Source organism: Chromobacterium sp. CV08, assembly GCF_051129845.1.
Lineage (GTDB): Bacteria > Pseudomonadota > Gammaproteobacteria > Burkholderiales > Chromobacteriaceae > Chromobacterium.
On sequence record NZ_CP150453.1, the window covers coordinates 1188805 to 1209727 of the forward strand.

General features: G+C 67.4%; 21 protein-coding genes. 12 read left to right on the forward strand and 9 right to left on the reverse strand.

The genetic code is table 11. From position 1 onward, the window contains the following. Positions 1–2: 2 nt before the first annotated feature. Entirely contained in the window at positions 3–800 is a 798-nt protein-coding gene (gene fabI, locus WNM05_RS05580; RefSeq protein WP_434633221.1) for an enoyl-ACP reductase FabI, read from the reverse strand. A gap of 219 nt (positions 801–1019) precedes the next feature. On the opposite strand from fabI, the gene WNM05_RS05585 reads away from it, so the two are divergent. The 6 genes from WNM05_RS05585 (at position 1020) to WNM05_RS05610 (ending at position 7292) form a co-directional block, all read left to right on the forward strand. Next, positions 1020–1283, forward strand: a complete 264-nt coding sequence (locus tag WNM05_RS05585; RefSeq protein WP_434633222.1) for an FmdB family zinc ribbon protein — start codon at positions 1020–1022, stop codon at positions 1281–1283. After that, positions 1283–1960 carry a DUF502 domain-containing protein gene (locus WNM05_RS05590; protein ID WP_434633224.1) on the forward strand — a complete coding sequence of 226 codons (678 nt, stop codon included), beginning with the start codon at positions 1283–1285 and terminating at the stop codon, positions 1958–1960. Before WNM05_RS05585 ends, WNM05_RS05590 begins: the two co-directional genes overlap by 1 nt. A gap of 76 nt (positions 1961–2036) precedes the next feature. Then, positions 2037–3830: an aspartate--tRNA ligase gene (aspS, locus tag WNM05_RS05595; protein ID WP_434633226.1), complete on the forward strand. Its 1794-nt coding sequence runs from the start codon at positions 2037–2039 to the stop codon at positions 3828–3830. A gap of 324 nt (positions 3831–4154) precedes the next feature. Beyond that, positions 4155–4769, forward strand: coding sequence for a peroxiredoxin (locus WNM05_RS05600; protein ID WP_434633227.1), 615 nt, complete (start codon positions 4155–4157; stop codon positions 4767–4769). A gap of 115 nt (positions 4770–4884) precedes the next feature. Further along, a complete protein-coding gene (locus WNM05_RS05605; RefSeq protein ID WP_434633229.1) occupies positions 4885–6081 on the forward strand; it encodes a GGDEF domain-containing protein in 1197 nt (398 codons plus the stop codon). Beyond that, positions 6078–7292, forward strand: coding sequence for a diguanylate cyclase (locus WNM05_RS05610; RefSeq protein ID WP_434633231.1), 1215 nt, complete (start codon positions 6078–6080; stop codon positions 7290–7292). The genes WNM05_RS05605 and WNM05_RS05610 overlap by 4 nt, the downstream gene beginning before the upstream one ends. 232 nt (positions 7293–7524) lie before the next feature. Here the strand turns inward: WNM05_RS05610 and WNM05_RS05615 are convergent, their stop codons facing one another. Then, positions 7525–8121, reverse strand: coding sequence for an arylesterase (locus WNM05_RS05615; protein ID WP_434633233.1), 597 nt, complete (start codon positions 8119–8121; stop codon positions 7525–7527). Here WNM05_RS05615 and WNM05_RS05620 point away from each other — a divergent pair. The 3 genes from WNM05_RS05620 to WNM05_RS05630 are packed head-to-tail and all read left to right on the forward strand — an operon-like array spanning position 8120 to position 11841. Continuing rightward, on the forward strand, positions 8120–8818 hold the full coding sequence (locus WNM05_RS05620) for an ABC transporter ATP-binding protein (protein ID WP_434633235.1): 699 nt from the start codon (positions 8120–8122) through the stop codon (positions 8816–8818). The genes WNM05_RS05615 and WNM05_RS05620 overlap by 2 nt on opposite strands. Next, positions 8815–11277 carry an ABC transporter permease gene (locus WNM05_RS05625; RefSeq protein ID WP_434633239.1) on the forward strand — a complete coding sequence of 821 codons (2463 nt, stop codon included), beginning with the start codon at positions 8815–8817 and terminating at the stop codon, positions 11275–11277. The genes WNM05_RS05620 and WNM05_RS05625 overlap by 4 nt, the downstream gene beginning before the upstream one ends. 42 nt (positions 11278–11319) lie before the next feature. Then, entirely contained in the window at positions 11320–11841 is a 522-nt protein-coding gene (locus tag WNM05_RS05630) for a DUF2946 family protein (RefSeq protein WP_434633241.1), read from the forward strand. Between the two features lie 28 nt (positions 11842–11869). Here the strand turns inward: WNM05_RS05630 and WNM05_RS05635 are convergent, their stop codons facing one another. From WNM05_RS05635 to WNM05_RS05665, 7 genes are all read right to left on the reverse strand, one after another. Continuing rightward, entirely contained in the window at positions 11870–13123 is a 1254-nt protein-coding gene (locus WNM05_RS05635) for a CynX/NimT family MFS transporter (protein ID WP_434633243.1), read from the reverse strand. 12 nt (positions 13124–13135) lie between these two features. Then, the gene (locus WNM05_RS05640) at positions 13136–13828 is read right to left on the reverse strand and encodes a FadR/GntR family transcriptional regulator (RefSeq protein ID WP_434633245.1); all 693 of its coding nucleotides are present in this window, start codon (positions 13826–13828) and stop codon (positions 13136–13138) included. 78 nt (positions 13829–13906) lie between these two features. Then, entirely contained in the window at positions 13907–15376 is a 1470-nt protein-coding gene (gene fliD, locus WNM05_RS05645; protein ID WP_434633248.1) for a flagellar filament capping protein FliD, read from the reverse strand. 221 nt (positions 15377–15597) lie between these two features. Then, positions 15598–15855, reverse strand: coding sequence for a hypothetical protein (locus WNM05_RS05650; protein ID WP_434633251.1), 258 nt, complete (start codon positions 15853–15855; stop codon positions 15598–15600). A gap of 42 nt (positions 15856–15897) precedes the next feature. Then, positions 15898–16566 (reverse strand): molybdate ABC transporter permease subunit, encoded by a 669-nt coding sequence (gene modB / locus WNM05_RS05655; protein WP_434633253.1) that lies wholly within the window; start codon positions 16564–16566, stop codon positions 15898–15900. Next, entirely contained in the window at positions 16563–17291 is a 729-nt protein-coding gene (gene modA / locus WNM05_RS05660; protein WP_434633256.1) for a molybdate ABC transporter substrate-binding protein, read from the reverse strand. The genes modB and modA overlap by 4 nt, the downstream gene beginning before the upstream one ends. Before the next feature lie 133 nt (positions 17292–17424). Next, positions 17425–18063 carry a hypothetical protein gene (locus WNM05_RS05665; RefSeq protein WP_434633259.1) on the reverse strand — a complete coding sequence of 213 codons (639 nt, stop codon included), beginning with the start codon at positions 18061–18063 and terminating at the stop codon, positions 17425–17427. Positions 18064–18283: 220 nt separating this feature from the next. Here WNM05_RS05665 and mltG point away from each other — a divergent pair, with 220 nt between their 5' ends. From mltG to WNM05_RS05680, 3 genes are read left to right on the forward strand one after another with little or no spacing between them, the layout of a single operon-like run. Next, entirely contained in the window at positions 18284–19276 is a 993-nt protein-coding gene (gene mltG, locus WNM05_RS05670; RefSeq protein WP_434633262.1) for an endolytic transglycosylase MltG, read from the forward strand. Next, on the forward strand, positions 19273–19917 hold the full coding sequence (gene tmk, locus WNM05_RS05675; protein WP_434633265.1) for a dTMP kinase: 645 nt from the start codon (positions 19273–19275) through the stop codon (positions 19915–19917). The genes mltG and tmk overlap by 4 nt, the downstream gene beginning before the upstream one ends. Continuing rightward, positions 19917–20921, forward strand: coding sequence for a DNA polymerase III subunit delta' (locus WNM05_RS05680; RefSeq protein WP_434633268.1), 1005 nt, complete (start codon positions 19917–19919; stop codon positions 20919–20921). Before tmk ends, WNM05_RS05680 begins: the two co-directional genes overlap by 1 nt. The last annotated feature ends 2 nt before the right edge of the window (positions 20922–20923 follow it).

Consider the following 20923-nt stretch of genomic DNA (forward strand, 5'->3'; position numbering starts at 1 on the left):
CCTCAGGCCTTGATGTGGTGGCCGCCGTCGACATAGATGGTCTGACCGGTCAGGCCGCTGGCGGCGTCGGAAATCAGGAAGGCGCAGACGGTGCCGACCTCCTCGATGTCGACCAGGCGGTTTTGCGGCGCGCGGGCGATCGCATCCTCGATCAGCTGGTCGAAATGGGCGATGCCGGAGGCGGCGCGCGTCTTTAGCGGACCGGGCGACACCGCGTGCACGCGTATGCGCTTCGGGCCGAGTTCATTGGCCAGATAGCGGCTGACGCCTTCCAGCGCCGCTTTGACCGGACCCATGATGTTGTAGTTTTCCACCACTTTGTCGGCGCCGTAATAGCTCATCGTGATCAGGCTGCCGCCGTTCTTCATCAGCGGCTCGGCCAGCCGGGCCATCTCGATGAAGGAATAGCACGACACCCGCATCGCCTGCTGGAAGCCGGCGAGCGAACAGTCGACGACCCGGCCATGCAGGTCTCCGACCGGGCAGTAGGCGATGGAGTGGATGATGAAGTCCAGCCGCCCCCACAATCTGTCGATTTCGGCGAACACATGCTCCAGCTGTCCCGGCGCCTCCACGTCCAGCGGCAGCACCAGCGGCGCCTGCAGCTGCTCCGCCAGCGGCCGCACATGCGGCTCGGCCTTGGCGTTCAGATAGGTGACCGCGCATTCCGCGCCCAGCTGGCGCAGCACGCTGGCGCAGCCGTAGGCGATGCTGTTCTCGTTGGCGATGCCGACGATCAGTCCCTTCTTGCCGGCGAGGATGTTGCGAATGCTTTCCATCTGACCTTCTTGGTAAACCATTTGGACCTCCGGAGATAGCGTTGCGGAACGATGCTGCGGACAGCGGTGTAAGTTTGTATTGCCGTTTCAGTCGGATATAATGGGGGGTTTGCGAGTCCGGCCACTTGAGTTTGAAACCGGGCGGCCGCATCTGTACAGTCAAGATTGCACGGCGCGTTTGCGCGTGGTGCAGTGCAGCACGTATTATGCCATCGTGGTCAATTGGCGGGAAATAAAGCTATGCCGATCTATGAATATCGTTGCGGCGCCTGCGGCGTCGCCAAGGAACATCTGCAGAAACTGAGCGACGCTCCGGTGGCCGCCTGCCCGGAATGCGGCAGCGCAGACTACCGCAAGCAGCTGTCCGCCGCCGGTTTCCAGCTGAAGGGTTCGGGCTGGTACGCCACCGACTTCAAGGGCGGCGCGTCCTCGTCCCCGTCCTCGTCCGGCGATTCCGCCTCTTCCGGAGGCCATAGCTGCGGCACCGGCTGCGGTTGCAACTGATGTCGGTCTCCCCGCAGATCAAGATGACTCTGAAGGGCTATTTGATCGCCGGCCTGCTGATCTGGTTGCCGCTGGCGATCACCCTATGGGTGCTGAACCTGATCATCGGTTCGCTGGACCAGACGCTGACGCTGCTGCCGCGCGAGCTGCGCCCGGAGGCGCTGTTCGGCGTGCACATCCCCGGACTCGGCGTGGTGTTCGCCGTGCTGGTGGTGATGGGCACCGGCATGCTGGCCGCCAATGTGCTGGGCCGGCGGCTGGTGGAGTTCTGGCACGGTCTGCTGTCGCGCACGCCGGTGGTCAGCTCGATCTACAACAGCGTCAAGCAGGTCAGCGACACGCTGCTGTCCGATTCCGGCAACGCGTTCAAGAACGCGCTGCTGGTGCGCTGGCCGCACCAGAACGCCTGGACCGTCGCCTTCCAGACCGGCACGCCGGCGCAGGACATCCAGCGCCACGCCGAGAATGGCGAGGAACTGGTCAGCGTCTACGTGCCGACGACGCCGAACCCGACTTCGGGCTATTTCATCGTGGTGCCGCGCAGCGACACCCGTCAACTGAACATGAGCGTCGACGAAGCGCTCAAGTACGTCATCTCGATGGGGGTGGTGGTGCCCAATCCGCCGCCGGAGGCGCAGCGCCCGCGCCTCAATGACGAACATAATCGGCAGGGCTAGACCGCCACCCTGTCTAGCCCCTAAACGCCTACTCCCTATCCGGGAGCTTCACGAATTCAATAAAAAGGTTTACCTAATGCGTACCGATTACTGCGGACTTATCGACAAGAAATATCTCGGCCAGACCGTGACCGTCAAAGGCTGGGCCCACCGTCGTCGCGACCACGGCGGCGTGATCTTCATCGACCTGCGCGACCGCGAAGGCCTGGTGCAGGTGGTGATCGATCCGGACACCCCGGAAGCGTTCAAGCTCGCAGACAGCAGCCGCGGCGAGTACGTGCTGTCCATCAGCGGCATCGTGCGCGAGCGTCCGGCCGGCACCGCCAACAGCAAGATGATTTCCGGCGAGATCGAGATCCTGGCCAAGGAAATCGAGATCCTGAACGCCGCGGCCACGCCGCCGTTCCAGATCGACGACGAGAACCTGTCCGAGAACGTCCGTCTGACCAACCGCGTGATCGACCTGCGCCGCCCGGCGATGCAGAAGAACCTGCGTCTGCGCTACAAGGTGGCGATGGGCGTGCGCAACCATCTGGACAAGCAGGGCTTCATCGACATCGAAACCCCGATGCTGACCCGCTCCACCCCGGAAGGCGCCCGCGACTACCTGGTGCCGTCCCGCGTGCATCCGGGCGAGTTCTTCGCGCTGCCGCAATCGCCGCAGCTGTTCAAGCAGCTGCTGATGGTGGCTGGCTTCGACCGCTACTACCAGATCACCAAGTGCTTCCGCGACGAAGACCTGCGCGCCGACCGCCAGCCTGAATTCACCCAGATCGATATCGAGACCTCGTTCCTGAACGAGGATCAGATCATGGACATCACCGAAGGCATGACCCGCGAGATCTTCCAGGATGTGCTGGGCGTGACGCTGCCGACCTTCCCGCGCATGACCTACGGCGACGCGATGTTCTACTACGGCTCCGACAAGCCGGATATGCGCGTTTCGCTGAAATTCACCGAACTGACCGATGTGATGAAGTCGGAAGAGTTCAAGGTGTTCCGCGGCGCCGCCGACATGGCGAACGGCCGCGTGGTGGCCCTGCGCGTGCCGAACGGCGCGTCGTTCAGCCGCAAGGAAATCGACGACTACACCCAGTTCGTCGGCATCTACGGCGCCAAGGGTCTGGCCTACATCAAGGTCAACGACGCGAGCAAGCTGAACGAAGAGGGCCTGCAGTCCCCGATCGTGAAGTTCCTGTCCGCCAACGGCCTGAAGGAAATCATAGCCCGCACCGGCGCGCAGAACGGCGACATCGTCTTCTTCGGCGCCGACAAGGCCAAGGTGGTCAACGAGGCGATCGGCGCGCTGCGCATCAAGATCGGCCACGAGCACGGTCTGGAAAACGGCTACTTCGTCAAGGAATGGCGTCCGCTGTGGGTGGTGGACTTCCCGATGTTCGAGCACGACGAGGAAGCCGACCGCTGGACCGCCTGCCACCATCCGTTCACCAGCCCGAAGCCGGGCCACGAGGACCTGATGGCCACCGATCCGGGCGCCTGCCTGGCCCGCGCCTACGATATGGTGCTGAACGGCTGGGAAATCGGCGGCGGCTCGATCCGTATCCACCGCGCCGAGATCCAGGAGAAGGTGTTCGGCGCGCTGAAGATCAGCCCGGAAGAGCAGCAGAACAAGTTCGGCTTCCTGCTGGACAACCTGAAGTTCGGCGCGCCGCCGCACGGCGGTCTGGCCTTCGGCCTGGACCGTCTGGTGACGCTGATGTGCGGCGCGGAATCGATCCGCGACGTGATCGCCTTCCCGAAGACCCAGCGCGCCCAGTGCCTGCTGACCAATGCGCCGAACGCGGTCGACGACAAGCAGCTGCGCGAGCTGAACCTGCGCCTGCGCCAGAAGGCCGAGCCCAGCGCCTGATCCTGACGGCCGGACGGGCAATGAAAACGGACACCGAGGTGTCCGTTTTTTTTGAGTCCCGCGTCCGGTGGAAGGCCGGCCGCTTCGGCGGCCCCTGACGGCTGTCGGCTTGAAACTTTGATGCTTCATCCCCATCTGTCGGGGTAGCCCCCGCCTGGCCGGGGCGGCGCCCGCATTCCGCAATTGCAAAACTTTATCGCAACGATATCGATTTACAATTTGCCGGACCCGGACGCAGTGCTTTATAAAACTCCGCAATCCACGGCGTTTTTCGATGCCCGATCAGGGAAACGCTGTCATATCAAGACCTTTAAGGAGATCCAAATGGCCGTACTCGTTGGCAAGCAAGCCCCGTTCTTCGCTGGTGAAAAGACTTTCTCCGCCGTGCTGGGCAATGGCGAGATCGTAGACAACTACTCCTTCAAGCAAGCCACTGCCGGCAAGTACGCCGTGGTGTTCTTCTACCCGCTGGACTTCACCTTCGTCTGCCCGTCCGAACTGATCGCTTTCGACCATCGTCTGGAAGAGTTCAAGAAGCGCAACGTTGAAGTGATCGGCGTGTCGATCGACAGCCAGTTCACCCACGCCGCATGGCGCAACACCCCGGTGGACAAGGGCGGCATCGGCCAAGTCGGCTACACCCTGGTCGCCGACATCCAGCACGAACTGTGCAAGACCTACGACGTTGAAGCCGACGGCGGCGTCGCCTTCCGCGGCTCCTTCCTGATCGACCGCTCCGGCGTGGTGCAGCACCAGGTCGTCAACAACCTGCCGCTGGGCCGCAACATCGACGAAATGATCCGCATGGTCGACGCGCTGCAGTTCACCGAAGAGCACGGTGAAGTGTGCCCGGCCGGCTGGAACAAGGGCAAGAAGGGCATGAAGCCGTCCGCCGAAGGCGTGGCTTCCTACCTGGCCGAGAACGCCCAGCAGCTGTAATCCGCCCGCCGGATCGACGCTGTACGCACCCCGCCCGCTTCGCGCCGGCGGGGTGTTGTTTTATCTGCCGCCCCCTATAAAGAACAGATGGTTAGCTCAGGCATGAGGGGCGGGAGTGCATACGAGTCGATGGTGGATGGTGGAGCGGGAATCCCGATTGCTGGTGATGCGGGCCACCGGAGAATGCCTGCCCTATGCCTTTCCCGGCGCGCTGGTGCTGCTGATATTGCAATGGGGCCATGCGCCGACGACGGGGCTGCTGTGCTGGGGTTTGCTGATCTACCCGCTGCTGGCGCTGGAGTATCTGATCATCCTGCTGGCCCGCCGCTGCGACGACGACGGCCGCATCAATGTCCTGTATCGCGCCTTTGTCGTCAGTCTGCTGGCGACCGGCATGGCCTGGGGCAGCTCGGCCTGGCTGATGATGCGCGACGAAGATCCCACCTACGCCCTGGTGCTGATGCTGTGGATGCTGGCGGTCAGTTCGGTGCAGGGCGCCTTGCTGATAGGGCGGCGCAGCCTGTTCTACCTGTTCGAGGGCCTGCAGTGGCTGTTGCTGCTGTCGCGGCTGTTCGCGTCAAACGACAGCCTGCTGCACTGGGTCGGCGGATCGACGCTGCTGTTTCTCGGCGTGTTGACCCAATACACCGGCAAGCTGCATCGCTTCCTGGCGGAGTCGATCAGGCAGCGCGTCGACAATCAGCTGCTGTCGCGGCGGCTGGGCGAGGAAAGCGCCAAGCTGGACGACTGGAATGCCCAGCTGGAAACGCAGAACGCCGAGCTGGACGCCACGCTGTTGAGGATACGCGAGCTGGCGGTGCGCGATCCGCTGACCGGCGTGTTCAATATGCGGGCGCTGATGTCCGAGCTGGAGGGCCTGCGGCAGCGCGCCGAGGAGCAGGGGGCGACGTTCTCGCTGTCCATCATCGATCTGGACTACTTCAAGCGCATCAACGACCAATGCGGCCATCCGACCGGCGACGAGGTGCTGCAGCAACTATGCCGGATCGTCGACGCGACGCTGAGGCCGGGCGAGGTGTTCGGCCGCTACGGAGGCGAGGAGTTCCTGCTGGTGGCGTCGGATTGCAGCGGACGCGAGCATTTCCAGCGGATGAACACGCTGCGCGCCTCCATCGCCGGTTTCGATTGGTCGCCGGTGACCGGTTCGCTGCCGGTGACGATATCCTGCGGCGTTGCCAGTTGGCGCCCGGGCACCGATCTGAAGCTGATATTGCAGCGGGCGGACCAGGCGCTGTATCTGGCCAAGGCGCAGGGGCGCAACCGCGTGTGCCCCGAAACGGAGGCGGCATGAAGTGGCTTGAGCACGAGCCCATCGTCTTCGGCCGCCAGGAGGCCGAACTGGCGCGTGAAACGGTGGCGATGCTGAGGCAGTCGGTCAGGGACGCCTTCGTCGTCATCCCCTTTTTCGCGTATCTGATGTATCCGCACGTGCCCTGGCAGCGCGGCCTGGTCTGGACGCTGTGCTTCCTGGCCGAGGAGCTGTGGCTGGGCAGGCTGTGCGCGCGCTTCGGCCGCGAGGTGCTGCCAGTGATGGAGACCTGGGGCCGCTATCTGGAGGTCAGGGACATCCTGCTGGCGAGCAGCATGGCGTGGCCGACCATCATGTGGCTGATGCTGCCGGACCAGGAGGGGCCGTACCGCATGGTGGTCCTGTTGTGGCTGGTCGGCGCGTTCGCGCTGGCCTGTTTGTTGCTGGCGCCGTGCCAGGACCTGCTGCGAGGCTACATCGTCGGCTATTGGGCCTACCCCTTTTATCGGCTGTACCACGAAGGCGGCAATCTGTATCTGGCGATTCTGATCGGCTGCGTCATCTATATGCTGGTGCAGTGGGAGTTCCTGCAGAGCTTCCATCTGCAGTTGCAGGATACCGCCGACCTCAGCGAGCGCAACGAGAGCATGCTGGCCTCGGTCCGCGCCCTGCACCGCGACAGCATGGCCAAGAAGACCTTGCTCGAGCAGCGGCAGCACCAGCTCCAGGGCGCGCTGCAACATATGAAGAAGCTGGCGGAGAGCGATTCGCTGACCGGCTGCTACAACCAGCGCGCGCTGCGCGAGCGGCTGGACCGGTGCGCCGAGGACAGCCTGGCCAGCGGACGCCCCTGGGCGCTGGCGATGCTGGACCTCGATTACTTCAAGAAGGTGAACGACACCTTCGGCCACCAGGTCGGAGACAGCGTCTTGTGCCAGACGGCGAAGCTGATCGAGAGCCGGCTGCCGGACGGCGCGATACTGGCGCGCTACGGCGGCGAGGAGTTCGCGGTGCTGATGCCGGAGCGGGACGGACTGGAGCTGTTGAGCCTGATGGAGGAGATCCGCGCCTTGCTCAGCACCTCCAGCCTGGACGACCTGCCGGTCGGTCGGGTGCAGACGATGTCGGTCGGCGTGGCCGGCTGCCTGCCGGGGGAGCCGGTGCGGCAATGCCTGAAGCGCGCCGATATCGCCTTGTACCGGGCCAAGGAAGGCGGCCGCAACCGGGTCTGCCTGGCGGTGGACGAGATCTAGCGGGACCGGATTCGTCTTCGGCGCGACGCGCGAAACGGCCGCAGCCGGAGCGCAGCCCGCATCGCGAGCGGCGGGAGCCGCGTCGAAATCCCTTTCGTGCTTGTGCCGAACGCCATGGCTGAACGGACAGTGCGGCGCCCCGGCGTCGCTGCGGCCGGGCGCCGATGGCGGTATTATTATGCTGAAAGGATATTTTCTGTTCCGCGCCGTATGCGTCAAATAAACTGTTCGATTATTTCACTGGCAGTTTCGCCTTGACCGTGCGCATCATGGTGTCCTGTTTCTCGGCGCGCGGATGCAGGCCGTCCGGCTGGAAAGCCGACAGCTCGCCGGCGAAGCCCTGCACCAGCAGCGGCACGTAGGGCAGGCGGTTGGCGCGGGCGACATCGTCGTAGACGGCGCGGAACTCGGCGCCGTAACGGGGGCCATAGTTGGGGGGCAGCGCCATGCCGACCAGCAGCACCTTGATCCGGCGCGCGCGCGCCAGGTCGACCATGCTCTGCAGATTGCGGCGCATCTCGGTCATAGGCAGGCCGCGCAGGCCGTCGTTGGCGCCCAGCTCCAGCACCAGCACGTCGGGTTTGTGGCGGGCGAGCGCCTCGGGCAGCCGGGCGAGGCCGCCGGCGCTGGTTTCGCCGGACTGGCTGGCGTTGACGACCCGGTGGCGCGGCGCCAGTTCGCGCGAGAGCAGCGCCACCCAGCCCTGGCTCGGCGCCAGGCCGTAGCCGGCCGACAGGCTGTCGCCGAATACCAGGATGGTGGCGGCGCAGGCGGGCAGCTGCCACAGCAGCAACAAGGGGACGAGCATTTTGCAGACGATAGAGCGCATGAACAATCCAGTGAAGAAGGCGGCGGTGCTGGCCGCCAGCGAGTTGGCGAAACAGGTCCATTTCCGCGGCGACGTGCTGCACATCCTGCGCAGCGCCTCGCTGACGCTGTATCCCGGCGAAAGCGTCGCCATCGTCGGCACCTCGGGCTCGGGCAAGTCGACGCTGCTGTCGCTGCTGGCCGGCCTCGACCATCCCAGCGACGGCGAGGTGGCCTTGTTCGGCCAGCCCTTGTCGCGGCTCAGCGAGGACGCGCGCGCGCAGTTGAGGCGGGACCGCGTCGGTTTCGTGTTCCAGAATTTCCAGCTGCTGCCGCAATTGACCGCGCTGGAAAACGTCATGCTGCCACTGGAGCTGGCCGGGCGCAACGATGCGCGCGAGGCCGCGGAGCTGATGCTGGAGCGTGTCGGCCTGGCCGCGCGCCTCGGCCATTATCCGCGCCACCTGTCCGGCGGCGAGCAGCAGCGGGTCGCGCTGGCGCGCGCCTTCGTCATCCATCCCGGACTGCTGTTCGCCGACGAGCCCACCGGCAATCTCGATCCGCACACCGGCCGCCAGATCATAGACCTGCTGTTCCAGCTGAACGCCGAGCAGCACACGGCCCTGGTGCTGGTCACCCACGACAACGAGCTGGCCAGCCGCTGCGACGCCATCTACCGGCTGGTCGACGGCAAGCTGAACGGAGCGCGCGCCGGATGACGCCGACCGGACGGATCATCCTGGTGCTGCGCTTCATCCGCCGCGAACTGGTGGCCGGGGAGCTGACGATACTCGGCCTGGCCCTGCTGGTGGCGGTAGCGGCGATGAGCAGCGTGGCCTTCTTCTCCGACCGGGTGGAAAAGGCGTTGACGACCCAGGCCACCCAGCTGCTGGCCGCCGACCTGGTATTGAGCGGCAACGAGCCGGCGCCGGAGGCGGTACGCGCCGAGGCGCGTCGCCGGGGCCTGGCGATGGCCGACAACATCACCTTCCCGTCCATGGTCTTCGCCGGCGGCCAGGCGACGCTGGCGCAGTACAAGGCGGTCAGCGCCGGCTATCCGCTGCGCGGCGAGACCTCGGCGCGGCTGGCCGACGGCAGCGAGCCCAGCGGCCGCTTGCAGCCGGCGCCCGGCACCGCCTGGGCCGACGCCCGGCTGATAGGCCGGCTGAAGCTGAAGCTCGGCGACAGCATCAGCGTCGGCAACGCCAGCCTGAAGCTGAGCGGCGTCATCCTGCGCGAGCCGGACGGCAGCATGGACATCTACAACTTCGTGCCGCGGCTGATGTTCAACAGCGCCGACCTGCCGGCCACCGGCCTGGTGCAGCAGGGCAGCCGCATACGCTGGCGGCTGCTGTTCTCCGGCGAGGACCGCCGGATCGCCGACTTCCGTCACTGGCTGGGCCGGCACAAGCCGGCCGGCGCCAGGCTGGAAAACGTCGAGGAGATGCGGCCGGAGATCCGCACCGGCCTCGAGCGGGCGAGGCGCTTCCTCGGGCTGGCCGCGATGCTGACGGTGGCGCTGGCCGCGTCGGCGGTGGCCCTGGTGGTCAGGCGCTATCTGCAGCGACACTGGCAGCAGGTGGCGGTGTTGCGTTGCCTGGGTCTGGGCTCCGGCGAGGTGTGGGGCTTGTTCGTCAGCCTCTTTCTGTTGCTGGGCCTGCTGGCCGGCCTGTTCGGCACCTTGGCCGGCTTCGGCGTGCAACTGGGCTTGATGCGGCTGTTCAGCGGCTATGTCGGCGAGATGCTGCCCGATCCGGGCGCGCTGCCGTGGCTGATAGGCCCGCTGGCGGCGCTGCTGCTGCTGGCCGGACTGGCGCTGCCGCCGTTGATGGGCATACGCGACGTTTCGCCGGCGGCGGTGCTGCGCCGGGAATTGCCGCCGACTCGACAGGGCTTGATCGCGCCGGTGCTGGCGCTGGCCACGCTGCTGGGGCTGGCGTCGTGGCAGGTCGGCGAGTTCTCGCTGGCCGGCTGGCTGCTACTGGCGATGCTGGCCTTTCTCGCCGTGTCGGGCGCCTTGGCGCTGGGCCTGGTGTGGGCGCTGCGTCGGCTGCCGCGCGGCGGCAGGGTAGGCTGGCGCTTCGGCATCGCCAACCTGGCCAGGCGTCGCTGGCTGGCGGTGCTGCAGATCGCCTCGCTGTCGGTCGGGCTGATGGCGCTGCTGACGCTGACCGTGGTGCGCGACGACCTGATCGGCGCCTGGCAGCGCAGCGTGCCGGCCGACGCGCCGAACAAATTCGTCATCAATATCCAGTCCGGCCAGCTGGACGCCTTCCGCGACGCGTTCGCGTCCCAGGGGCGGCCGGTGCCCGAGTTGGCGCCGATGGCGCGGGCGCGGCTGATCGCGATCAACGAGCAGCCGGTGCGGCCGGCCGCCTACGACAGCGAGCAGGCGCGGCGGCTGGCCGAGCGCGAGTTCAACCTGTCCTGGCGCGCCGAGCCGCCGCCGGGCAACCAGGTGGTGGCGGGGCGCTGGTGGGAAGAGGGCAGGCGGGTGAAGCCGCAGTTCTCGGTCGAGCGAGGCCTGGCCGACAAGCTGGGCATACGGCTGGGCGACACGCTGGCTTTCGATCTGGCCGGCACCACCTACCGCGCGAAAGTCAGCAGCCTGCGCGAGGTGCCGTGGGACAGTTTCCGCGTCAACTTCTTCGTCATCGGCACGCCGGGCCAGTTCCGCCAACAGCCGGCCAGCTGGATCACCAGCTTCCGGCTGGAGCCGGCCGACGAGGCTTTCGCCAATCAACTGGTGGAGCGCTTCCCCAATCTGACGGTGATAGACGTCGGCAGCATCCTGGCCGAGGTCAGGGCAATGGTGGACAAGCTGACGCGGGGCATCGAGGCGATGTTCCTGCTGGCGCTGGCGGCCGGCGTGCTGGTCCTGTGGGCGTCGCTGACCGCGACGCGGGACGAGAGGCTGGCCGACGTCGGCCTGATGCGGGCGCTGGGGGCGTCGCGCCGCCAGGTGCGCAGCGTGGTGCTGGCCGAGCTGGTGTGGCTGGGCGCGGTATCCGGCCTGCTGGCGGCGCTGGGGGCGATGGGCATAGGCGTGCTGGCTTCGGTGAAGCTGTTTTCGCTGCCGGTGCTGCTCAATTGGTGGCTGCTGCCGCTGGGCATGGCCGGCGGCGTGCTGGTGGTGACGCGGACGCCGCCGCTGACGGTGCTGCGGGCGGTATCCTAGCCGGACAATGAACAAGCGGGGAAAACCGCGGGAGAAACAAAGATGGACGCGATGGTGTTGGCCGCTATGGCCAAGTGGCCGAACGTGCCGGCGGTGTTCGGCTGGCTCAGGCTGGACGCGCGCGGGCAGTGGTGGATCAAGGACCAGAGGCTGCGCCATGAGGCGATGGCCGATTTCTTCAACCGCAATTACAGCCGGGACGGCCAGGGGCGCTGCTATGTGCAGAACGGGCCGCAGAAAGTGTATGTCGAGCTGGACGCGGCGCCGCTGGCGGCGCGGCGCACGCCCGGCGGCTGGCGCACGCAGCCCTGCGACGACGGCGCCTCGCCGCGCGCCGCCTGGCTGACGCCGGACGGCATGCTGTTGCTGGAGATAGGCGGCGAGCTGACCGCGCTCGACGACCGCGACCTGCCGGGCCTGCTGGAGGAGGCGCTGCCCGGATGGGACGGCGACATGGCGGCCTTGCCGCCTGCCCTGCGACTGGACGGGGCCGCCTTGCCGTTGGGCCGGGAGACGCTGCCGGCGCTGCTGGCGCGCTACGGCATCGTCTCCCGGCCCAGGTGAACGAAGCCCGCCATCCGGCGGGCCGAAGTCAGACGGGCTGCGCCCGGACGCCGACCAGCCGCTTGCGGCCGGCCAGTATGCCGACGCAGAAGGCGGTGGTGGCGATCAGGCTGAAGAGCACCGCCAGCGGCCAGGCGGCGTGGCTGTGGCCGCGGATCAGGCCGACGGCGAACGGACCCATCGAGGCCAGCATATAGCCTATGCCCTGCGCCATGCCGGACAGGCTGGCCGCCACGTGCTGATCCGGCGAGCGGTGGGCCAGCAGGCTCAACGCGGTGCTGAACAGGCCGCCCTGGCCGAAGCCGAGCAGCGCCGCCCAGACGATCAGGCCGTCGGTCGGCGCGTACAGCATGCCCAGGAGGCCGGCGATCACCATCAGCAGCGTGGCGGCGATGGGCGGCCGCTGGTCGCGGCAGCGGTGGGCCAGCATCGGCACCAGCAGCGAGGCGGGCACCTGCACCATCGTCGACAGCGACAGCATCAGCCCGCCCTGCATCGCGCTCAGGCCGCGGTCCATCAAGATCGACGGCAGCCAGCCGAACACGATGTAGGCCAGCGACGACTGCAGGCCCATGAACAGCGTCACCTGCCAGGCCAGCGGGTCGCGCAGCAGGCCGTCCACCCGCCAGCGGCCCTGGGCGGCGGCGTGGCGGGTGCCAAGCTGCGGCCACCAGACCGCCAGCGCCAGCACGGCGGGCAAGGCCCACAGCGCCAGCGCCGGGCGCCAGTCGTGGCCGAAGGCCTCCGCCGTCGGCACCGTCAGGCCGGCGGCCAGCGCCGCGCCCAGGCACAGCGCCATCGTATAGACGCCGGTCATCAGGCCGGCGCGGCTGGCGAAGTCGCGCTTGACGATGCCGGGCAAGAGCACGCCGATCACGCCTATCGAGGCACCGGCCAGCGCCGAGCCGGCAAACAGGCCGAACGGGCCCAGCTGGGTGCGCAGCACGATGCCGGCGGCCAGCGCCAGCAGCACCGCGGCAATGGTCTTCTCGCTGCCCAGCCGGCGCGCCAGCCGCGGCGCCAGCGGTCCGAAGACGCCCAGGCAGGCCACCGGCAGCGTGGTCAGCAGGCCGGCCAGCGGCGGGCTCAGGCCGACGTCGCGGCTGACCATGGCCAGCACCGGCGCCAGGCTGGACAGCGCCGGACGCAGGTTCAGGCCGACCAGCACCAGGCCCAGCAGCAACAGCAGCGCCCGGGCGCGGCCGCCGGCCAGCGAGGCTGCCGGGGCCTCGTCGTCGATCAACAGTTCGTCGGCGATCGGTTTGGACCGATTCTCTTCCATCGTGCTTCCTTCTTATCGTGGCGTGTCCAGCAGCCGGGCCAGCGTGGCCAGCAGCGGACGGGTAATGGCGGCGGCGGCGGCGCCGGCCTCGTCGGGACGGCGCGCGCGTATCGCGTCGAAGATGGCGGCGTGCGCCGCCAGGTCGGGGTCGGGCAGGGCCTCGTCGCGTATCGAGTCCTGCACGCTCTGACGCACCGCATGCGAGAAATAGCGGTACAGGCCGGACAGCGCCTGGTTGCCGCAGGCGTCGGCGATGGCGACATGGAAGTCCAGATCGCGCTCGGCATAGCTTTCCGGCGTTTCGTCGGCCTGAGGCCGGCCGAGTCGCTCCAGCGCCGCGGCGATCCGCGCGAGCCCGGCATCGCCGGCGCGTTCGGCGGCCAGCCGGGCCGCGCTTTCCTCCAGCAGGCAGCGCACCTCCAGGTGCTCGCGCAGGCTGGCGCGGCTGATCGCGCGCATCGCCTCGCCGGGATTGACGACGGCGCGCACATAGGTGCCGTCGCCCTGGCGGACTTCCAGCAGGCCGGCGTACAGCAGCACGCGCACCGCCTCGCGGACGGTATTGCGGCTGATGCCCAGTTCCTCTGCCAGTTCCGGCTCGGTCGGCATGCGGCTGCCGACCGGCCAGCGTCCGCCGGCCAGCTGGGCGCCCAGGCTTTCCAGCGCGATGTCGACCAGCGAGCGTTTGGCGGCGGCGGGATTCATCGTTCGGCTCCGAAACATCCAATCATCCGATGAATTTTACCGGCAAACGCCGGGAAGGGCAAAAATCAGGAAAAGGGTTCAGGCGACGGCGGAGAAACCGGTGCTGGACAGGCCCAGCCCCTGGCCGACCAAGAGCGCGTTCAGCGCGTACGGCGCGCCTATCGAGTACACCAGCGCGTACATCGCGAGGCCGCTGATCTGCTGGGCCGACAGCAGGCTGTTGCCGGACGGGTAGTTGAGCAGGTTCTGCAGATTGAACGGGAAGGTGTTCGGCGTCTGGGGCGTGTGGATCACCAACTGCCGGTTGCGCTGCTGGGCCTGCAGCGCGCGGCTCTCGTTGACCAGCGAGCCGCCGCCCTGCGAGGTGTAGCTGTTGGCCAGCGCGTTCAGCGACTGGGCCGCCGTGTACAGCAGGTTGGCCGTGCCGCTGGAGTCGCCGTTGTACGCCGCCTGCAGCGAGCCGACGTTCAGGCTCAGCGTGCCGCCCAGCCCGTATTGCGCCGGGCTCTGGTAGCTCAGGCCGATCTGGCTCAGTAGGGTCAGCAGCGAGCTGCCGTTGCTGTAGCTGTTCTGCGCCTGCTGGTTCAGCATCTGCGGCAGCATCGCGGCGATCGGGTCGTTGCGCGGCGCCACCTGGTTGCCGAGCAGGCTGTTGATCGATCCCTGGGCGGTGTTGAAGGCGCTGGCCAGAGACTGGGCGTTGCTGTTCAGCAGGCCGAAGTCTATGTTGACGGCGATGGTGCTGCTGCCGGTCGCCAGCAGATTGGCCGACACGCCGCTGCCCAGCTGTATGCCCGAATTGCCGGCGCTGGAGCCGGACGCGCCGTTGACGGTGTAGCTGGCGTTCTGCGCGGCCTGGGTCTGGGTCAGGTTCTGGCCGCTGCCGACCGCCTGGGTCTGGTCGAAGGCCAGCCGCGACAGGCCGCTCTGGTCGGTGTTGTTGCCGTCGTTGTCGCTGACGGTGATGCGGAAGTTGTTGCTGGCCCCGGTGCTGGCGGCGCTGATCTGCAATTGGTAGGCGCCGGACGAGTTCTGCACCACATTGGCGACGACGCCGGCGCCGGCGCCGTTGATCGCGCTGGCGATGCCGGACAGCGTGCCGTTGCTGATGCTGACGGTCACCGGCGTGTCGTTGGCGGTGAAGCTGCTGGCCGAGGTCGAGCTGGTGTAGGCGTAGCTGCCGGTGGTGATGGTCAGGCTGCCGGTGCCGACCGAGGTGCTGCCGGTATCGGACAGCGTGAAGCTGGTGGCGGCGCTCTGCGCCTGGGCCAGTTGCGACACCGAGAGCTGGTAGCTGGCGTTCTGCGCGCCGGCCGAAGTGCTGACGCTGGCCACCGCCGGATTGCTGCTGGTGGCGGTGCCGCCGCCGTACTGGTTGGCCGGAGAATAGATCTGCTGCAGGCTGCTCTGGAAGGTGCCGAGGATGGACATCAGCTGGCCGAGATTGGACAGCTCCACCTGTATCGGGTCGGCCGGCGCCGCGCTGGCGGCGCTGGATGCGCTGCCGGTCGAGCCCAACAGCAATCCGCTGGACAACAAACTGCTCAAGTTCGGCAGCAAACTGTCGAAAGACGAAAGACTGGAGTTGTATCCGGACAGCGAGTTCATTGCCAACACTCACAAGCCACATCTTGTTGAAGTGTAGTTCAGACAATGAAAGTCATTGCTTATTCAGCGTTTTTTCCACGCGGAATCGCATATCCGCGCGCGGATTTTGGCGTCCGCGCGACAGGGCATGGCGCCAGGCGCCATGCCGTCGGGCCGGGCGTTTACTTGGCGGCCGCGTCCTTCACGCATTTCTTGGTGAAGCTCTGCTTGGCCGCGCCGGCCAGTTTCTTCTCGGCGGCCTTGGCGTCGCAGGCGGCCTGGGCCGCGGCGGCGGCGTCCTTTTCGCATTTCTTCAGGAAACTTTGCTTGGCGGCGCCGGCCAGTTTCTTTTCGGCGGCCTTGGCGTCGCAGGCGGCGTCGGCCAGCGCCAGATTGGCGCTGAACAGAGCGAGTACGGCGAGCAGCAGCGATTTACGCATGGTTTGGTTTCTCCGGTGGTGGGCCCGCGAGCGGGCGGAAAGCTATTCGTTTTTCCTGGCGTTCAGCCAGTAAACGGCGGTCAGCGCCGCCAGTGAAAACAGCAGCAGCAGCAGGGCCAGCCGGTGGGCGGATCCGTAATCGGCCTGCTCCACCTGATTGTACAGCGCGATCGAGATCACCCGGGTCTCGCCGTCGATATTGCCGCCTATCATCAACACCACGCCGAATTCGCCGACGGTGTGGGCAAAGCCGAGACAGGCCGCGCTGAGCACGCCGCTGCGGCAGGACGGCAGGATCACGTGGCGCATCCGCTGCCAGCGATTGGCGCCCAGCAGCCTCGCGCTTTCCAGCTCTTCCTGCCGCACCGCGCGGAAGCTGGCCAACAGCGGCTGCAGCACGAAGGGCAGCGAGTACAGCACCGAGGCGATCACCACGCCCTGGAAGGTGAAGGCGAGGCCGGGCAGGCCCAGCGCCTCGGTCATCTTCCCCAGCGGACCGTGCGGGCCGAAGGCCAGCAGCAGGTAGAAGCCGAGCACCGTCGGCGGCAGCACCAGCGGCAGCATCGCCGCCGCCTCGGCCAGCGGCCGCAGCCGCGAGCGGCTGCGCGCCAACCACCAGGCGGCCGGCACGCAGAGCAGCAGCAGCAGCAGCGTGCTGACGCCGGCGAGCCGCAGCGTCAGCGCGATCGCGCCCCAATCCTGCGCATTCACGGCTTGAAGCGATAGCCGGCCTGGGCCATCAGCGCGCGCGCCTGTTCGCCCTTCAGGAAGGCCATCAGCGCGGTCGCGGCCGGCGTCGGCTTGATCTGCAGCGCGTCCTGGCGTATCGGCTGGTGCAGTTTCTCCGGCACCAGCCAGTAGCGGTCGCGTATCCCTTGTTCCAGCAATTGCGAATAGGCGACGAAGGCGAAGTCGGCTCCGCCGACTTCGGCGAACTGCATGGTCTGGCCGATATTGTCGCCGGTCAGCAGCTTGGGCTTGACCGCCGCGTCCAGCTTCAGGGCGCCCAGCGTTTCCATCGCCGCGCGGCCGTAGGGCGCGGTGGCCGGATTGGCGATGGCCAGCTTGGCGAAACCGCCGTTGCGCAAGGCCGCCTCGCCGGCGTCGCCGCGTTTCTTGCTCCACAGCGCCAGCTGGCCGTAGGCGTAGGTGAACTGGCTGCCCGGCTGGCCGACGCCGGCTTTCGCCAGCTCGGTCGGCCTCTCGTCGTCGGCGGACAGGAAGACGTCGAACGGGGCGCCCTGGCGTATCTGCGCCGCCAGCTTGCCGGAGGCGCCGGCGCTGGCCTTGATGTCGTGGCCGGTGGCGGCCTTGAACGCCACGGCGATCTTGTCCAGCGTTTGCTGGAAATTGCTGGCCACCGCCACCGAGACGGTATCGGCCAGCGCCAACGACGGCAGGATCAGGCAGAGCAGGGCAAGGTTCAAGCGTCGCATGCGGCGGGGCTCCATAATGATGGTTGTGGCATTATGCGGCCAAAAACACCATGCCAGCGATGGCTTGCGTCAAATTTTGTCGCCGCGGCCGCCCGATCGGACAACGATGGGCGATTGCGGCAAAATGGCTGGGCTAGCTTGCCGCCAGCGTGTCGTCGGTGTACTGAAGCAACTGTTGCCAATCGCAGACCAGCAGATCCTGCCAGCCATCGCCGCCGGACGCGTCCAGCTGGGGACGGGGGCCCCGCAGATTGACGCTGCCGGCCAGCAGCCTGCCGTCCATCGAGTCCTCAAGCTGGACGATGCTGGAAACCTGTTCCAGATAGGCGCCGATGCCGCGGGTCAGCGGTTCGAGTTCGACGGCGGGCCGCGTCGGCTTCAGCGGCAGCGGAGCGGCGTCGCCGCTATTGCCGCGCAGCACCAGCCGCAGCCGCGCGATCGCCGGGCCGGCCTCTTCGGCCTGGGGCATGGCGGGCAGCCAGCCGCGCAACAGGGTCTGCAGGCGCAGATTGAGGCCGTTGCCCGGGGAGGTTGAACTCAACAGCCAGCGGCCGTCGCGGTTGCGTTCCAGCAGCCACAGCGGTTCAAGCAGCAAGGCGCGGTAGGCGCCCGGCAGTTGCGCGGACGCGGCGCAGAGGAATTGCCGGTTGTGCCGTCCCTGGCGGAAGGCCTGCTGAGGCGCGCCGTAGCCGGGGCGCTGGCTGAGCCGGGCGACCCGGCACAGCTCGCCCCAGGCTACCAGCGCGCATCCAAGATTGAAGAACGGTTTCATCGTCGTCAGCCATGATCGGGTGCGGCGGTCCGGACTACGGTCCGGAATGCGGCGTGTTTGATCGGGGGATATAACGGAAACATAGGCAAAAGCCGGCGCGCTATTGTTGATGTGGAGCAACTTATAGGGAATGCGGCCAGTGCGGCCTGGCATGTCGTACAGGCGGCTTGCTGGTATGATTCCGCCTTTGCCGCGCGGCGGTGAGATCACGAACCAGGTTATGAGAAGACTTTCCGGCTTTTTACTATTGCTGCTGCTGTGCCTGGCGGGCTGGCTGGCCTGGGCCGCGCTGTTGCCGGTCGAGCTGCCGGCCGGCGGCTACAAGCTGCTGGTGGGCCCAAACCGCACGATGAAGCAGATCGCCCGCACGCTGGAGCAGGATGGCGCGATACGCAACCGGCAGTTGCTGGTGGCGCTGGCGCGGCTGGACGGCGCCGACAGGCGGATCAAGGCCGGCCTCTACCGTTTCCAGGGGCCGCAGTCGATGCTGGACGTGTTGCTGCGCCTGAGCCAGGGGAAGCCGGACGAGGCCAGCCTGACGACGATAGAGGGCTGGACCTTCCGCCAGTTCCGCCAGGCGCTGGACCGCAGTCCCGACATCGTCCACGAAGCCCGCGCGCTCAGCGACGCCGAGCTGATGCGCCGGCTAGGCGCGCCGGACGCCAGCCCGGAAGGCCTGTTCTTCCCCAGCACCTATCTGTTCACGCCCGGCGTCTCCGACATGGACCTGTACCGCCAGGCCTTCTCGACGATGCAGCAACAGCTGGCCGCCGCCTGGGCCGCGCGCAAGCCCGAGCTGCCGTACCGGACGCCGTACGAATTGCTGACGATGGCCAGCCTGGTCGAGAAGGAAACCTCCAGCGAGGCCGATCGTCCAATGGTGGCGGCGGTCTTCGTCAATCGGCTGAAAAAGGGCATGCGGCTGCAGACCGATCCGTCGGTGATCTACGGCATGGGCGATCGCTATCAGGGCAATATCGGCAAGGCCGACCTGCGCCGCGATACGCCGTACAATACCTATACCCGCGCCGGCCTGACGCCGACCCCGATCGCGATGCCGGGCAAGGCGGCGCTGTACGCGGCGGCCCAGCCGGCCGAGACCGACGCGCTGTATTTCGTCGCCCGCGGCGACGGCAGCTCCCAGTTTTCCAGCACCCTGGAGCAACACAACCAGGCGGTGCGCAAATACATCCTGAAGAAAGGCCAGCAATGAGCAGCGCGCAGCAGGTCCGGCCCGGCCGTTTCATCACGCTGGAAGGCATAGACGGCGCCGGCAAGAGCACCCATCTGACCTTCATCGCCGACTGGCTGAAGCGGCACGATGTCGATGCCGTGTTCACCCGCGAGCCGGGCGGCACGCCGCTGGGCGAGCAGATCCGCGAACTGCTGCTGGCGCCGGCCACCGTCGCCTCGCTGGACGCCGAGACCCTGCTGGCCTTCGCCGCGCGCCAGCAGCACATCGCCGACGTGATCGCGCCGGCGCTGGCCGCCGGCCGCTGGCTGGTGTCCGACCGCTTCACCGACTCGACCTACGCCTTCCAGGGCGGCGGCCGCGGCGTGCCGTACGAGCGCATCCGCGCGCTGGAGGACTGGGTGCAGCGCGGTCTGCAGCCGGATTTGACGCTGTTGTTCGACCTGCCGACCGAAGTGGCGGCCGGGCGGATGGCCGGCACCCGGGTGCCGGACCGTTTCGAGCAGGAGGCCGCCGATTTCCACCGCCGCGTGCGCGCGGCCTATCTGCGCCGGGCCGAGGAGGCGTCGCAACGCATCGTCGTGCTGGACGCCGGCCGGAGCATAGACGACATCCAGGCCGACATCGCCGTCCACCTGGGCAAGTTGCTGGAGCGAGGCTGATGCTGTATCCGTGGCAGAGCGATGACTGGACGCGGCTGTCCGCCGAGCGCGAGCGGATGCCGGGCGCCTGGCTGTTCACCGGCGGCGCCGGCATCGGCAAGCTGGCCTTCGCCGAGCATCTGGCGCAGTCGCTGCTGTGCGAGAGCCCGGCCGCCGGCCACCAGCCCTGCGGTCAGTGCCAGGGTTGCCGCTGGCTTGCCAGCGGCAGTCATCCGGACTTCCGTCGCCTGTCGCCGTTCGTCGACGAGGACGAGGAGGGCAAGGAGGCCAAGACCACGCGCAAGCTGCCGCAGATCAAGATAGAGGCGGTGCGCGAGGTGATAGATTTCGCCCATCTGACCGCGCACCGCGCCGGCCGCCGCGTGATCCTGGTCGAGCCGGCCGAGAACCTGAACCTGGCCGCCGCCAACGCGCTGCTGAAGATATTGGAGGAGCCGCCGGAGGCGGTGCTGTTCCTCTTGGTATCGCATGCGCCGCAGCGGCTGCTGCCGACGATACGCAGCCGCTGCCGCCAGTTCGCGCTGACCCGCCCCGCCGCGCCGGCCGCGCTGGCCTGGCTGAGGGAGCAGGGCGTGGCCAACGCCGAGGTGGAACTGGCGCACAACGGCGGCGCGCCGCTGTTCGACCACGATCCCGAGCTCGCCGCGCTGCGCGGCCAGTTTGTCCGCGGCCTGGGCCAGCCCAGCTTCGCCGGCATGCTGCAATTGGCGGAGCTGGCCGACAAGAACAAGCAATTGTCGCTGCTGCAGCCGCTGTCCTGGCTGCAGAAATGGCTGCATGATCTGGCGGCGCTGGGCCTGGCCGGCCGCGTCCGCTATTATCCAGATCAGGAGAAGGCGCTTGCGTCGCTGGCTGCGCGCAGCGACGCCGTCCAGCTGATGGCCTGCCAGCAGGCGCTGGCCGCGCTGGCGCCGTTCGCCCAGCACACCTTGAATCCCCGCCTGCAGCTGGAGGCGGTATTGATGGATTACCTGAAGATCTTCGCCGGCGCCAAGTCCGGCTGAGA